This is a genomic window from Roseivirga ehrenbergii, from assembly GCF_001593005.1.
GTDB classification, from domain to species: domain Bacteria; phylum Bacteroidota; class Bacteroidia; order Cytophagales; family Cyclobacteriaceae; genus Roseivirga; species Roseivirga ehrenbergii.
This window is the reverse complement of the sequence record NZ_LQZQ01000009.1, coordinates 119,521-134,081: the sequence shown is the minus strand read 5'-3', so window position 1 is coordinate 134,081 and position 14,561 is coordinate 119,521. Positions and strand designations below refer to the sequence as shown.

Sequence of the window (14,561 nt, the reverse complement as noted above, 5' to 3'; positions counted from 1 at the left end):
TCCTTAATGTCGGTAAATTTTCAGCACATCAGTTTGTAATTGAACCGTTTCTGATGGCGCATCTTTTAAACTTGGCGCCATAATGCCTTCATTGAATAAAACAGGGCATTCGAACACGCGAGCTTCGTCCCACAAACCCAAAGCTATTAAAGAATTGAGCAAGAAACTTCCTCCTTCCACCAAGACAGACTGTACTTTGCGCTCATACAAATCAGCTAGCATGTTTTGGAGAAAATCCTTCTCTCCAATTTTCACTAAGAATAGGTTGTTGCTTTCTTCCGCCTTTTTCAAATTATAAACAATGGTAGGTAAGTTCCTATCAAATAAGTTAAAGTCGGTGGGTATTCGTAAATGTCTATCTATCACTAAGCGAAGCGGTGAATCACCATGCCAATCGCGAACATCTAATTTGGGATTATCGTGCAATGCGGTGTTCGTACCCACCAAAATAGCATCTTCTTCAGCCCGCCATTGGTGCACCATCATTCTCGATTGCTCACTGCTAATCCATTTGCTGTCAAAATTATTGCGCGCAATAAAACCATCAGCTGTTTGCGCCCATTTAAGCAAAATATAGGGTCGCTTTTTTTCAATCATGGTAAAAAACCTACTGTTCAGGTTTCTCGCGGCTGACTCTAAAACTCCAGTGCTGACTTCGATTCCAGCATCTTTAAGTTTCTGAATACCTTTTCCTCCAACAAGCGGATTAGTATCCATAGACGCAATGACAACTCTCTTTACGCTTTTAGCCACTAATAAATCGGCACAGGGCGGAGTTTTGCCAAAGTGTGCACAAGGTTCAAGAGTAACGTAGCAAGTGCTTTCAGAAAGCAGATTGGGATTGGATACGGAGTTGATAGCGTTTACTTCGGCATGCGCACCTCCATACTTTTGATGATAGCCTTCGCCAATAATTTTATCATTGTGAACAATTACGCAGCCCACTATCGGGTTTGGGCTAACATGACCTCGCCCCAATTCGGCTAAGTCCAATGCACGCTGCATCCATTTCAAGTCTTGCTGATCATTCACCCGCGCAATTTAGCGAATGCGTAATACTATTCCTTCTTCCCCTATTTTAATTGACTAAACGTTCCAAATGCTAGTTGACAACTTTTGGAGGGTTGACTAACCCACATGCAAATCCTTCTCACTACTTTTGCTTATGCCTTTTGAAAAACCCAAAGCTAAAATTCAATCTATTGTTGAGAAACTCAGTGGTGTTTATGATGAGCGCGAAGCCACCAACATGTCCAACTTACTTCTAAGTCATTTTTATGGTTTAGATAGAATGGCGATCATTTTGAACGATGAATTTTCGTTGGCTGAACATTCTGAACAGAGCTTGGCAAAAGCGATTAATGAGTTAAATCAACACAAGCCAATTCAGCATATTTTAGGAAGTGTAGAATTTTATGGCTGCGAATTGAAGGTAGATGAACGGGCTTTAATTCCTCGGCCAGAAACGGAAGAACTGGTGGATTGGATTGTGACAGAGAATAGAATTGAAGCTCCTTCCATTTTAGACATTGGTACTGGAACAGGCTGTATTCCAATTGCGCTAAAAAAGGCAATACCAAACGCGCAAGTAATAGCTGTTGACGTAAGTGAAGAAGCTCTCACATTGGCTCAAGAGAATGCCAAACAAAATAGCGTTGAGGTTGACTTTACACTCTTAGATATTCTAGAAAACACTTTCCCTTTTGCTCAGTTGGATATAATGGTCAGTAATCCACCTTATATTCCTGAAAGTGATAAGGCCGAAATGAACTCGAATGTATTATCGTTCGAACCACATTTGGCGCTTTTTGTAGAGAACCACGATCCGTTGATTTTCTATAGAAGAATAGCAGAATTAGCCTTCCAGCATTTGAAGATTGGCGGAATACTCTATTTCGAGATTCATGAAAGATTTGGGAAGGAAATGATTAAACTGGTGGAGGACATTGGTTTTACTAAAGTGCTCCTCAAAAAAGATTTACAAGGAAAAGACAGAATGCTACAAGCACAAAAATATTCGAAATGAAAAAATTGATTCTATTACACGGTGCGCTTGGTAGCGCCTCAATGTTTGAAGGCCTTACAAATAAGCTAAAAGGAAATTTTGAAGTACATACTTTGAATTTCTCTGGACATGGCGGTGCACCAGTAAATGAAGAAGGCTTTGGAATCGAAGTTTTTGCTGAAGAACTCCAAGCCATTATTACCAAGCACAAATTGGAAGGTGCGGATATTTTTGGCTACAGCATGGGCGGTTATGTGGCTCTTTATCTGGCAGCTTCTAAGCCGAACTTGATAGGCAAAATCGTCACCCTTGGCACTAAATTAACCTGGACAGCCGAAGGTGCAGAAGAAGAAACTGCCCGTTTGAACCCAGAACTAATGAAGGAGAAAGTGCCGCAATATGCTGCGCTTTTGAAAGAGCGTCATGGTAAAAAGCAATGGAAACAAGTGATTTGGCAAACCGCAGGCATGATGCTAGAATTGGGCGATGAGCCTTTGCTCACTATGGAAAATCTTCCTTTAATCACCAATCAAGTAACAATTCTATTGGGTGCTGATGACACTATGGTGGGCAAAGAAGAAAGTGAAAATGTGGCTACAATTCTTCCCAACGGAAAGTTTATCTCGATCCCAAATATGCCACACCCTTTGGAGAAAGTAGATTTAGACACCTTATGTGAAAATTTGAAGAACACTTTGATCTAAGTAGCGAATTAGGGATTAACTTATATCTTTAGAGTTTATTTCTAATCTAGATATAAGCTTTATATGTTCCAATCTAAGTTAATCAGCTCTGGTTTTCCCTTTCTTGCCGTATTCATAGTCCTCTTTACTTTTTCTTCTTGTAGCAACGAGAAGGAGATCGAGACTGGCCTGACCACTATTAATTTGGTAGAAGCCTACAACAATGCTGCACCGATCAACATGAGTGATTTTGCCTCAGACATTGAATACATTCGATTAGAGACAGGTGAAGGGGCTTTTTACAAATGGTTCTTCCTGAAAACTACACTTGGAGACTCAGTCATTCTAATGAAGTCTACTGATCGGATATCGCTGTTTGACCGGAAAACAGGAACTTACCTCAGAGATATTGGCCGCAAAGGAGACGACCCTGAAGGCTTTTCTAATGCAATGACTGAGCTTGGTGTCAATACAAAAAACAAAACGGTTTACGCGAAAGGTAAACTTGGTTTATATGAATACTCCTTAAGCGAGGGGCTTTTAGTAAACACGATTCCTGCTCCTCAAATGGATGATCTCGACAAAAAGCTCACTAAAGGATCTTTGACCGATATCAGTGTTATTGCCTCACATGGCATTATCAACGATAGGTTCGTTGCGGGTTACTTTATGAATATTAAAGGAGACGAGCCATTTAGGCTAGTGGTTTATGATTTTAACGGGGAAGTACTAAAATTATATCCGAATCACCAGAGTTATAAGAAACTAAGCGATTCGTTTCGTTTTGAAAAGACTGATTTTCAAAACTACAACAACGCACTATTTTTCAAAGAGAGTTTTAATGATACTGTTTTTAATGTGGGCGCTGACACTTTGAAACCTGCTTTTCTTTATGAACTAGGAAAATACAGTCCTCCCTATGCAGAACAAGAAAGCATGAGTGACGAGAAAAAAAACGAATATATGTTTGTTCGTAATACCCTGCAAAGCCCAGATTTTGTTTTCTATAATGTTTCCTTTAAGGAGAAATTGGCCTACGGATATTACAATCGAAAAACCAAAGAAGCTTTTCTTTCCGATCCATCAACAAGTAATAGCAAAACTGGCTACACGAACGACATTGATAATTTTGTTCCCTTTTACCCCACCTCTATCAATGAAAAGGGTGAGATGTTAGGCCTAATCACGGCTGAAGAAGTCTACGAATGGTTTCAGAACAACCCCGACAAAATCGCCTCTCTTCCTGAAAACCTACAAACGCTGCAAAATATTGAGCCCGAAGACAATCCTGTTGTTATGATCGCCAAGCTAAAGTAGAGCCCTCCAAAAGTTCTTTCTACTATTTTTATAGAAGTATTACTATTTATTTAGTTTATTTACTATATTTATAGTATGAAAGAACTTACTAAGGCCGAAGAAAAGGTTATGCAGTTGCTTTGGCAGCTAGAAAAGGCCTTTACTCGCGAAATTCTGGATCAGTTTGAAGGCACACCCCCAAGCTACACTACTGTTGCTACCGTACTCACTATACTCGAACAAAAAGGCTTTGTCGATTTTGAAAAACTCGGTAACAGCAAGCGCTACTATCCCCTTGTCAGCAAAGAGGCCTACAGTGAATTTGCTTTGAGCAATGTGGTAGGAAAATATTTCGAAGGCTCTTTAAGTAAACTCGTTTCCTTCTTTACCGAAAAGAAGAACATTGACCTGAAAGAGCTCGATGAGATCATTGATGTAATTGAGAAAAATAAAGAACAGAAATGATGTGGAACCCTATACTTATCTGGAGCCTAAAAGCGGGCTTATTATTAAGCCTCTTGTATGGTGTTTATTTTTTCTTGTTCCGAAATAATACGCAGTTTCATCTGAAACGAGTATTGCTCTTATCGGTCTTAGTAGCAGCCCTACTTTGGCCAGTAATAAAGTTCAGTGCCAGCGAAAAGCCCGTATCTAATACTCAGGTGTTTCAAAAGCTTGATGAATCATTGATTTCTCCTGTGGCCGAAATTGTGCCCAAATCAATTGAAGCCAGTGAAGCCCTAGTCACCGAAACCTCCTCTGTAAACAGCACTTCAAATATTATTTGGCGGGTATATTTAACAGGAGTGGCCATAAGTCTTTTGGTTTTCTTTAGTGAATTAGCAAAACTCACCTATTGGCGATTAACGGGTACGGAATTGAGGGATTTGGGTAAAAACGTAATCAGTCACCCTTCAGTAAAGTACCCTTTCTCCTTCTGGAAATGGATTTTCATTCCCGAGTCAGTTGACTATTCTGAATCAGAATGGACAGTTATTCAGGAGCACGAAAACCTGCATTTAAATCAGAAGCACACGGTAGATATTCTTTGCGCTGCTTTGGCTCAATGTGCACTTTGGTACCATCCGGCCATTTACCTTTTTCAAAAAGGATTGAAGACCAACCACGAAGCTTTGGCCGATTCCGCAGTACTAAAGTCCACCAATTTTGGGCGCTATACCGAAATTTTATTGGCCCTGAGTTTAAGAACCAGTTCAGTTACGCTTGGGCATTCCTTCGCATTGATTTCTTCACTTTCTAAACGACTTAAAGTTATGAAACTCAAAAAAACATCTAAACGAAGCAGCTATGCTTCACTCATTTCCTTTGCTGTATTGGTACTGGTTATCGCTAGCCAAACGGTAAGTTATGGGCAAAGACAGAGTAACAATGAGAGCCAAGTTCTTAAAATATCTGATCTATGGGTAGCCTCAGGTGGCCAAGGAAATCAACCACATTACGGGAAAGAAATAGTTGAGAAAAGTGGTAAATCACCAGATACATGGGTAAGATTAGGCCCTCATCATCTTACTTTTCCAGTTGTATTTCTTGATAAACACCAAGTATTAATTGATAATTTTTATTTTTCACTCAAGAGCGAAAATGAAAATGCTGGGCAAGAAGTAGGGTTGTATATCAACATGAATTCGGAGAAAAAATTAGTTTTTGATAACGTGTTTCAACGATTCGAACCAGCTCCTAACAAGTCTGAATTGAATATTGAGCTTACTGTAGAAGATCGCTTGGCCATGTTCGAGCTAGCAAAGACTTGGGTAAAGGAAAATGTGCATCAAGTGTATCCGGATTACCCTATGCCATCAGAAATGCAGTTTGTCACAAATAAATACTTGGTGATTAGACCTTATACTTTTAACCCTGCTGATACAATTAGAAGCAAGAAAGATGTTGTGGTGGCCAATGCAATTACAAGAGAAGCTCAGCCTGTTGGAGGCCTAGACAGATTTTTGAAAAATGTAGTGACCGATGTTATTCGAACTGAATCTTTGAAGAAAGAGGATTTACCAGATAAGATTGAGTTTAAGTTTCAGGTGAGTCGCTCAGGCTACATTTCTCAATTGTCACTTGAAAGTAAAGTGAAGCAAAACCGCCATGAAGATGATGTATATGCATTATTAAGACAGCTTCATGATAACATAATTGCGGTGTCTAATCTTTACAGCTGGGATCCTAGCCTTGAGAAAGGGAAGGAAGTATCTTCTTGGGTAACCATTGAAATACCAAAATCACTTTTGTAGTTCTAGTTTTACTACACTTCACAAGATTCAGCCGGCAACAGTCGGCTGTTTCTATTTGAAAGACCCTCTAAAAGTTCTTCGCTAAAGGGTTAATAATACTTTCCTCCTCATGAAATAAGTACAAATCTTTTGGAGCGGTTTGTTCATAACCTGAGCTAAATAATAAAGTGCTACAGATAATGTTTCATAACAGTTCAATCAAGCTCAACCCTCAAAAGTTCTTAATTATGCCTTAATGGAATCATTGAGCGCTGGAAAACCAATCATCTTAACTTTTAGAGGGTTTTCCTACATATCAAACTTCTATTTATAGCTGTCCGTGGTTACGGCCTCTACTATCCAAAGGGGCTTTTCGTTGGTTTTAAGTTTGATTTTACCTGTGATTTCGGCAGTAAGCTCAATGGGTTCTAAAAGCATTTCATTCTCGTAATCATTATAAAATCCTTCCGAAGTAAAAAAGGTGTTTTGCGCTACTGGGTGAATTCCAAAATGATGGCTCACCATCACCCATTTTTCAAAATGGCCACTAGAAACGTAAGTCCACTTTTGGTGAATAGCAAATACGATACTGTCAATCTGTTTTGAGAATTCCTTTACTGTATCGAGCACTGTAGATTGGTAAATATCAGCCATTACATTTACCGCAGGGTATTTATGATCGAGCAGAAAGATATAAGCACAGGCCAGTAAATCATCATCTTCAAAGCCCAATAACTGTACTGGAGATTGCTCGGCAAGTCTTGGCTTCAGTGTTTGTAGGTTGGCGATGTTGGCTACCACCACATCAATTTTAATTCCCCATTTTAGCACTTCGCTAAGCGCTTTCTCAGTAACAATAACCGTGGGACTCCACTCCAATAGCTGATCTACATCTTCAATCGTTAAAGCTTTTGGGTCGTCAATGAGTAAAGCGGGTTCTTGTTCGTCTCTAACAATGTGGTGTGATGACATACGGCTGATTTCCTTGGTTAAATACGCTGTTCAAAATTGCAGCATTTTTAAGGAATCGAAAACGATTGGTGAGAGAATTTTGATCAAGTAGTGTGGTGTATCGTCCTGAAATAGGTTGAATCCTAAAACAAAAAACCCTCAGCAAATAAATGCCGAAGGCTTTTCGAAATACTAAACTAATCTATCTTTAAAACTTCAGCCCTAAGGATAACAAGAAGTTAGTGCCCGCTTGAGGGTAAAGGTAATTCTCCCTTACCTCATAATTAGCTCCACCAAAGTAGCCAAAGGTGTATCCGTTCGATTCGTATTCCACATTGAAAATATTGTTCACCAATAAATTCAGCGTAAGTTCTTTTACGAAACTCGGCTTAATGCTGTAATTCACTCTAAAATCATTAATGAAGAATGCATCGATCTGACGATTCTCGTTTGAAGTATTGTCTAAATACTGATCGCCCACATATTTAGAAAGCAGACTCAGCGACAAGCCAGAAGTAGGCATATAACTCAGCTGACCACCTGCAATTACACTTGGTGAAAATGAAATATCGGTATCAGTATAATTGTTTCTAACTTCGTTGTATTCGTCAAAAGCTGCTCCGTAATCGTAAAGTACTTCTTCAAAATTCTTGATTTTATTTTCGCTTAGCGTAAGGTTAGCGTTCAACTCTAAACCTCTAGCCAACTCTACTCCTGCCTGAAGCTCAATTCCCATTCGGTAACTGTTGGCTACATTGGTTCTAATGTTCGATCCTACATCGTTCACCTCACCTGTCAACACCAGTTGATCTTTATAGTCCATCAAATAGTAATTCGCTTCAAAAGCAAATTTTGATTTGTTCAGTCTATAGCCCACCTCAAGGTTGTTCAACTGTTCCGCTTTAGGCTCGGCTCCCGTTGGTGCGTCAATAATATCTGAACGATTCGGCTCTTTATTCGCGCGAGCGTAAGAAATGTAGGCGTTTGCACTGGCGCTCACTTGGTAAGTCAAGCCAAACTTAGGATTGAAGAACGAATATTGGTTATCGAAATCGAAAGCCTTTAAATCGTTATCGTTGCCTCTGCTCGCATAGTTTACTGTTCTCACCTGTAAGTCGCCATAGAGGTTAATCTTATCGTTGGCTTGGTAGTTCACCTTCACAAAATTATTGAAGTCGAATTTTTCTGAAGTGCTTTCATAATACCTGTCTCCAATACGGCTGGTGCTCGCATATTCGGCCCAAATGATTTCACCAAAATGATCGCCTTTATACTCATTGTAGGCGCCACCAAAATTCGCTTGTAGGTTTTCGGTTTCGTAATTCAAACCATAAGTCACTCCGTAAAAGTCATTGTCCAACCAGCGTCTTCTGATCAAATCTGTCGATTCTATGGTAGTTGCACCTACCGTTACATTATTTAAACCATAGTCTGCAAAATCCTCATCGTCTTTGTATTCCTCAAAAAAACCGGCACCCTTGGTGTAATGTAATGAAGTGTTAAAGCTCAATGGCTCGTTAATCTGATGTGAAAAATGGGCTTGGTAATGCGCTTGCTTGTAATCGTCTACTTGATTTTGATAGTCGTAGAAATTATAAGTTCTGCCAGAATTACGAAGGTTAGCGGCCTGCTCAGCCGAAAGACCATTGTTGGCAATTACGGCATCAATTCCTGCGGCATCGTTCTTGATTTTTGCTTCTGGTGTTCCATACCAGCTTTGGTAGGTACGCTCCTTACCCGCAAAGGTGATCAATTTCAGAATTGATTTTTTGCCGTAATAACCGCCAGAAAGGAAGTAAGAACTTAGGTCAGAAGAGGCCCTATCGATATAACCGTCAGACGAAATATTGGACAACCTTCCTTCGAAAGCAAAGTTGTTTTCTAACAAACCTGTTTTGAACACTGCGTTATATTTTTGAGTGTTGAATGAGCCTATTGAAGTGTTGATACTGGCTTCCGCATCTTGGCTCAAATTGTTAGTGGCAATGTTAATTGAACCACCAAAAGCGCCTGCGCCATTAGTTGATGTCCCTACACCACGTTGCACTTGCACATTATCTGTGGAAGTGGCCAAATCGGGCATGTTTACCCAAAAAGTGCCTTGTGATTCAGAGTCGTTTACCGGAATACCGTTGATGGTTACGTTAATTCTGGCACCATCGCTACCACGAATTCGAATGCCGGTGTAGCCTACACCAGCTCCCGCATCAGAAGTTACCACTACAGAAGGCGTCCAGTTCAGTAAAAAAGGCAAATCTTGCCCTAAATTCTGCTGCTCGATTTCTTCCTTCGAAACTTCAGAGAAAGTAGTGGCCGTCTTTTCGCTGGCTCTAGTACCAGTTACTACCACCGATTCTAACTTGGTTAAATCAGATTTCAGCCTGAATTCAACCGTTTGATTGGCTGTCACTTCAACCACTTTGTTTAAGGTGATGTAACTCACCATACTTACCTTAACATTGTAAGTGCCCGGAGGAATATTGTTCAACTCAAATTCACCTTCTTCATTTGTAGAAGTACCTTTTTGAATTGATTCAATCATAAGATTGGCACCAAAAATTGGCGACCCAGTTGCTTCGTCCACAACTGTTCCTTTTAGGGAGTGTTGCGCAAACACACCCGTTGCTGTCAGCATTAAAGCCAACGTCAAAATTAATTTTTGCATTTTGTAATTTTAAATGGTTCACAAACGAAGCGCCAGGGGAAGCGCTCCCTTTTTAAATGTTTACCATACCTCCCTTCGGCAGCATTATCTGCATCAGGTTCAATGGGTATAATCTCAGCCCGCTGTTATAGGGCACCCCTTAATTCGCGACAAAGGTAGAACAGTTTTTAATTATAGCAAGGCGCCAATGGCTTTCTTGGCTTGCTCAATGCGAGCTTTTAAATCTCCTTGCGCTATAATAAAGGCTTTGTCGTTGTCTTTCATGAGGTTATGATAGATATCAAAAAAGTAAGATCTCATTTCTGGGTGTTCGCGAAGTGGATCTTCTTCATAAGGAATATCAAAGTCCGTAAGAATATACAAATCGTAATACTGCATTTGAAGCTGATTCAGTATCCAAGAATCACAAGCCCCATATTTATGCTCACTCCATACCTTAATCACATGTAGATCTGTATCGCAGAAAAGTAAATCGCGGGCTTGTTTACGCATTTTCTTTTGGCTCTCGATTTGCCCCTTAGCAATTTCCAAAAGGTCGGATTGCACATAAGGCCTATCGAGCTGATTTAAATATTCCCTTGCATATTCAGGCACCCAAACGGTATTGTATTGCTTGGCCAATGCCTTTGTTAAAGTAGTTTTCCCCGTACTCTCTGGACCAATAACTGCTACTTTAATCATGCTGTTTTTGTGGTTGTTTCATCATGGTTTTTTTCCAAGCCAAATAACCTGCAATGGCCATACCGATGTATAAAAAGTATAAAAACGAATAAAAATAAAGTTCTTTATAAAAGTAGATACAAGTAGCGAGCACGTCTACCGCAAACCAATAATACCAGTTGTCAATTTTTTTTCTGGCCGTTAGCCACATCCCTGTTACACTCAAAATAGAAGTAGTGCTGTCCCAGTAAGGCAATGCGGCTGGTTCCATTCCTTCAAAATAGTTGTGAATATTGATTAAGAATTGTGCGAATAGAAAAATTCCAACAAAGGTGATGGCAATAAGAAAAACACCCCGTTTAGCACTGGTATGACTTATAAGAACATCAGGTTGATCACCCTTCTTCCCTTTGGTCCAATAGTACCACCCATAAATATTTAACACTAGGAAAAAGATGTGCAGAATGAAGTCGCCATATAATCGCGCTTCCCAAAAAACGAAAAAGGAAACAAGAACATAAGCCACACCTGCAGGCCACGTCCACACACTTTCTTTAATTAAAAAGAGTACTGCCAGAATTCCAAAAACAAGCCCTGAAAGCTCCCACATGCTTATTCCTTGAGCATATGAAATGATGTCTTGCCAGATGTCGTTGAGGTGCATGTCGTCAAAGATATAATTTTGTGGTATATTTCGTTTGTTGATTTTAAACAGAATGGAGATCATGAAAGCAATTATTATGTTAGTGGTTATTCTCGTTGCATTCCCTTTGGTAATGAATGGGCAAGAGACCGAATACAATGTTGAGACGGAAAGTGTGTCGACCCATGTGGATAAAATATTGAATGGACCTATCAATAAAGAAGGGCTGCAACAGATGCCGTATAAGCTATGGTTCAATAGTAATTATAAGACCTATAGGGTTAATACTGACTTACTTAAGGATGCCAAGAAAAAGAACATCAAAAACCTAAAAATACTTGCTTTCATGGGCACATGGTGTCATGACAGCAACCGAGAAATACCTCGTTTAATGCGCATTATGGACGATATGGGAATAGGAGATCAGCTTGAGCTCTATGCGCTAGATGTAGATAAAACCAGTTTAAAAGGAAAGGAAAAAGGCTTCGATATTAAGAATACACCTACCATTATTTTTTATCTGAATGGCGAAGAAATTAAGCGTGTAATTGAAGAGCCAGAAGGTTCTTTTGAAGAGGAGTTGGTACGCATTTTAAAATAGCCATGCTTCCTAACCAAAGTCACCTGTTTAATTTACCGCAAGACATTACTTATCTCAATTGCGGGTATATGTCGCCCATGCTTAAATCGGTGGCAGAAGTAGGCGTTAGGGCAGTGTACGGAAAGGAAGATCCGACCACAATTAAGCCTGAAGACTTTTTTAAAAATGGCGAACTGCTCAGGGCAGAATTTGCCAAACTGATCAACGTAAAAAACGAAAACCTTTGTGCCATTACGCCCTCAGCCTCTTATGGCATGGCCAATGTGGCCAAAAACCTTCAGGTAGAAAAAGGCGATAACATCATCATTCCCGAAGGGCAATTTCCTAGCAATGTGTATGCTTGGAAGGAGTTGGAGAAAGAAAAAGACGTGACATTGCGTATTGTAAAAGCTCCGAAAACTGCTGAAAACCGTGGTAAACTTTGGAACGAACGCATTCTAGAAGCCATCGACAGTAAAACCAAAATGGTCGCCATTGGCCATATCCATTGGGCAGACGGCACTAAATTCGACCTTAAAAAAATTAGAGAGCGTACCAGAGAAATAGGTGCGCTGTTAGTGATTGATGGCACACAATCCATTGGCGCTTTGCCTTTTGATGTGCAAGAATTTCAGCCCGATGCTGTAGTGGCTTCTGGTTACAAATGGCTGATGGGGCCTTACGCAACAGGCATGGCTTATTTTGGCGAATATTTCCAAAACGGAAAACCCATTGAAAACAATTGGATGAACCGTTTGGACAGTCAGAATTTTGCCAATTTGGTGAACTATCAAGATGAATATCAGCCGGGAGCCATCCGCTACGAAGTAGGCGAAAGTGCCAATTTTATTCTTAGCCCAATGCTTACAGAGGCGCTTCGTCAAGTAAATGCTTGGGGGCCAGAAAACATCCAAGCCTATTGTAAGTCGATTGCCCATGAAGCACAGCAGGAGTTGGCGAAAATGGGTTTTCAAATTGAGTCCGCAGAATATCGGAGCGAACACCTTTTCGGAATCAGATTGCCAAAAGGCCTTGATTTAGAAGTAGTGAAAAACCGCTTGGCTGCCGACAAAGTTTTTGTTTCGGTACGCGGAAATTCTATCCGAGTGTCGCCCCATGTTTATAATACCAAAGAAGATTTTGGGCGTTTGATCCGATCTTTAAAGCAGGTGTAAAGACTTTAGAAAGGCATGAAAGCGGAAAGAAAATTAATATTGAGTCCATAGTTTTTTTAATCCGTCAATCTCCGTAATTTTGTCCGGCAAATAAACCCTGTTTTTATTTGCCATGGCTCTCGACACAAACAAATTCCTTTTTGAAGCACTGACCTACGATGACGTCCTGCTTCTTCCTGCTTACTCTGAGATTTTACCCAGAGATACCAACACAAAAACATTACTTACCAGAAACATTCAGTTGAATATTCCATTGGTTTCGGCCGCTATGGATACCGTTACTGAATACGAATTGGCCATTGCTATGGCGCTGGAAGGTGGCTTAGGTTTTATTCATAAAAACATGAAGGCCGATGAACAAGCCCAGCAAGTGCGAAAAGTAAAACGTTCGCAAAGCGGAATGATTTTAGACCCAATTACCCTGAATGTAGAAAGCACGGCAAGGGACGCGGACAAAATCATGCGTGAGAATAAAATTGGTGGTATTCCTGTAGTTGATAAAGACCAAAACTTGGTTGGTATTGTAACCAACCGCGACATGCGCTTTATCAAAGACATGACCAAGCCGGTGCGCGAAATCATGACCATCGAGAACTTGATTACCGCGAAAATGGGAATTGGTTTAGATGAGGCCGAGGGCATTCTTCAAGAATATAAAATCGAGAAACTTCCGATTATTGATGAACACGGTAAGTTAAGTGGCTTGATTACTTATAAGGATATCCTGAAAAACAGAGACAGACCTAACGCGTGTAAAGATGAATACGGTCGTTTAAGAGTAGGGGCTGCTGTTGGAGTTACACCAGATATTATCGAAAGGATTGATGCATTGAAAAATGCGGGTGTAGATGTTATTTCTATTGACACCGCACATGGTCATTCCAAAGGAGTGATTGATATGGCGAAACGTGTTAAAGCTTCTTACCCTGATTTAGAATTGATAGTAGGAAACATAGCCACGGCTGCGGCTGCCAAAGCTTTGGTAGATGCTGGTGCAGACGCCATTAAAGTAGGTGTTGGCCCAGGCAGTATTTGTACCACGCGAGTAATTGCGGGAGTGGGTATGCCACAGCTCTCGGCTGTATATGAGTCGGCTAAAGCCATTCAAGGCTCGGGCGTTCCGGTTATTGCTGATGGCGGCATTCGTTACTCTGGCGACTTGGTAAAGGCCATTGCTGGCGGGGCTAGTACTATTATGATTGGTTCTTTGCTTGCAGGAACTGAAGAAGCTCCGGGTGAAGTAATTCTTTACGAAGGAAGAAAATTTAAATCGTATAGAGGTATGGGCTCTGTGGAGGCCATGGAAGATGGATCGAAAGACCGCTATTTCCAAGATGCGGAAGATGATATTAAGAAGTTAGTGCCAGAAGGAATTGTAGGTCGTGTACCTTACAAAGGCACAGTTCAGGAAATGCTTTACCAATTAACAGGTGGTTTGAAAGCAGGAATGGGCTATTGTGGTGCAGGCACTATTGAAGATTTGCAAAAAGCACAATTCGTGAAAATCACCAATGCCGGCATGAGCGAAAGCCATCCGCATGATATTATGATTACCCGCGAAGCGCCTAACTACAGCAGAAGATAAATCTGATTTACTCAGACTAATAATGCGAAAGCCACTCAAATGAGTGGCTTTTTGTTTAAAATGAACCGTCACTCTGAGTGTCTT

The 14,561-nt window shown here is 40.5% G+C and carries 13 protein-coding genes and 1 riboswitch; of the genes, 8 read left to right on the top strand and 5 right to left on the bottom strand.

Annotation, left to right across the window (positions count from 1 at the left end):
• Window positions 1-3: 3 nt before the first annotated feature.
• A complete protein-coding gene (gene ribD / locus MB14_RS08025) occupies window positions 4-1,032 on the bottom strand; it encodes a bifunctional diaminohydroxyphosphoribosylaminopyrimidine deaminase/5-amino-6-(5-phosphoribosylamino)uracil reductase RibD (protein ID WP_375596894.1) in 1,029 nt (342 codons plus the stop codon).
• A 133-nt stretch (window positions 1,033-1,165) separates the two neighbouring features.
• On the opposite strand from ribD, the gene prmC reads away from it, so the two are divergent.
• The 5 genes from prmC to MB14_RS08000 all read left to right on the top strand — a co-directional run bounded on the left by prmC (window position 1,166) and on the right by MB14_RS08000 (window position 6,239).
• Window positions 1,166-2,026 carry a peptide chain release factor N(5)-glutamine methyltransferase gene (gene prmC, locus MB14_RS08020; protein WP_062591062.1) on the top strand — a complete coding sequence of 287 codons (861 nt, stop codon included), beginning with the start codon at window positions 1,166-1,168 and terminating at the stop codon, window positions 2,024-2,026.
• Window positions 2,023-2,709, top strand: a complete 687-nt coding sequence (locus MB14_RS08015) for an alpha/beta fold hydrolase (protein ID WP_062591061.1) — start codon at window positions 2,023-2,025, stop codon at window positions 2,707-2,709. Before prmC ends, MB14_RS08015 begins: the two co-directional genes overlap by 4 nt.
• A 63-nt stretch (window positions 2,710-2,772) precedes the next feature.
• Window positions 2,773-4,005, top strand: coding sequence for a DUF4934 domain-containing protein (locus MB14_RS08010; RefSeq protein ID WP_062591060.1), 1,233 nt, complete (start codon window positions 2,773-2,775; stop codon window positions 4,003-4,005).
• 75 nt (window positions 4,006-4,080) lie between these two features.
• On the top strand, window positions 4,081-4,449 hold the full coding sequence (locus MB14_RS08005; protein WP_062591059.1) for a BlaI/MecI/CopY family transcriptional regulator: 369 nt from the start codon (window positions 4,081-4,083) through the stop codon (window positions 4,447-4,449).
• Complete coding sequence (locus MB14_RS08000) at window positions 4,446-6,239, top strand: M56 family metallopeptidase (protein WP_084376004.1); 1,794 nt, start codon at window positions 4,446-4,448, stop codon at window positions 6,237-6,239. Before MB14_RS08005 ends, MB14_RS08000 begins: the two co-directional genes overlap by 4 nt.
• 303 nt (window positions 6,240-6,542) lie before the next feature.
• Here the strand turns inward: MB14_RS08000 and MB14_RS07995 are convergent, their stop codons facing one another.
• The 4 genes from MB14_RS07995 to pnuC all read right to left on the bottom strand — a co-directional run bounded on the left by MB14_RS07995 (window position 6,543) and on the right by pnuC (window position 11,221).
• Window positions 6,543-7,190: a hypothetical protein gene (locus MB14_RS07995; RefSeq protein WP_062591057.1), complete on the bottom strand. Its 648-nt coding sequence runs from the start codon at window positions 7,188-7,190 to the stop codon at window positions 6,543-6,545.
• Between the two features lie 187 nt (window positions 7,191-7,377).
• Window positions 7,378-9,834 carry a TonB-dependent receptor gene (locus tag MB14_RS07990; protein ID WP_062591056.1) on the bottom strand — a complete coding sequence of 819 codons (2,457 nt, stop codon included), beginning with the start codon at window positions 9,832-9,834 and terminating at the stop codon, window positions 7,378-7,380.
• Between the two features lie 53 nt (window positions 9,835-9,887).
• A riboswitch (TPP riboswitch) is annotated at window positions 9,888-9,984 on the bottom strand.
• A gap of 21 nt (window positions 9,985-10,005) precedes the next feature.
• A complete protein-coding gene (locus tag MB14_RS07985; RefSeq protein WP_062591055.1) occupies window positions 10,006-10,515 on the bottom strand; it encodes an AAA family ATPase in 510 nt (169 codons plus the stop codon).
• Window positions 10,508-11,221, bottom strand: coding sequence for a nicotinamide riboside transporter PnuC (pnuC, locus tag MB14_RS07980; RefSeq protein ID WP_062591054.1), 714 nt, complete (start codon window positions 11,219-11,221; stop codon window positions 10,508-10,510). Before pnuC ends, MB14_RS07985 begins: the two co-directional genes overlap by 8 nt.
• Here pnuC and MB14_RS07975 point away from each other — a divergent pair.
• The 3 genes from MB14_RS07975 to guaB all read left to right on the top strand — a co-directional run bounded on the left by MB14_RS07975 (window position 11,220) and on the right by guaB (window position 14,477).
• Window positions 11,220-11,738, top strand: coding sequence for a thioredoxin family protein (locus MB14_RS07975; protein ID WP_157716555.1), 519 nt, complete (start codon window positions 11,220-11,222; stop codon window positions 11,736-11,738). The two genes, pnuC and MB14_RS07975, sit on opposite strands and share 2 nt — an antisense overlap.
• 2 nt (window positions 11,739-11,740) lie before the next feature.
• Window positions 11,741-12,892, top strand: coding sequence for an aminotransferase class V-fold PLP-dependent enzyme (locus tag MB14_RS07970; RefSeq protein WP_062591052.1), 1,152 nt, complete (start codon window positions 11,741-11,743; stop codon window positions 12,890-12,892).
• Between the two features lie 112 nt (window positions 12,893-13,004).
• Window positions 13,005-14,477, top strand: a complete 1,473-nt coding sequence (gene guaB / locus MB14_RS07965) for an IMP dehydrogenase (RefSeq protein WP_062591051.1) — start codon at window positions 13,005-13,007, stop codon at window positions 14,475-14,477.
• Window positions 14,478-14,561: the final 84 nt, after the last annotated feature.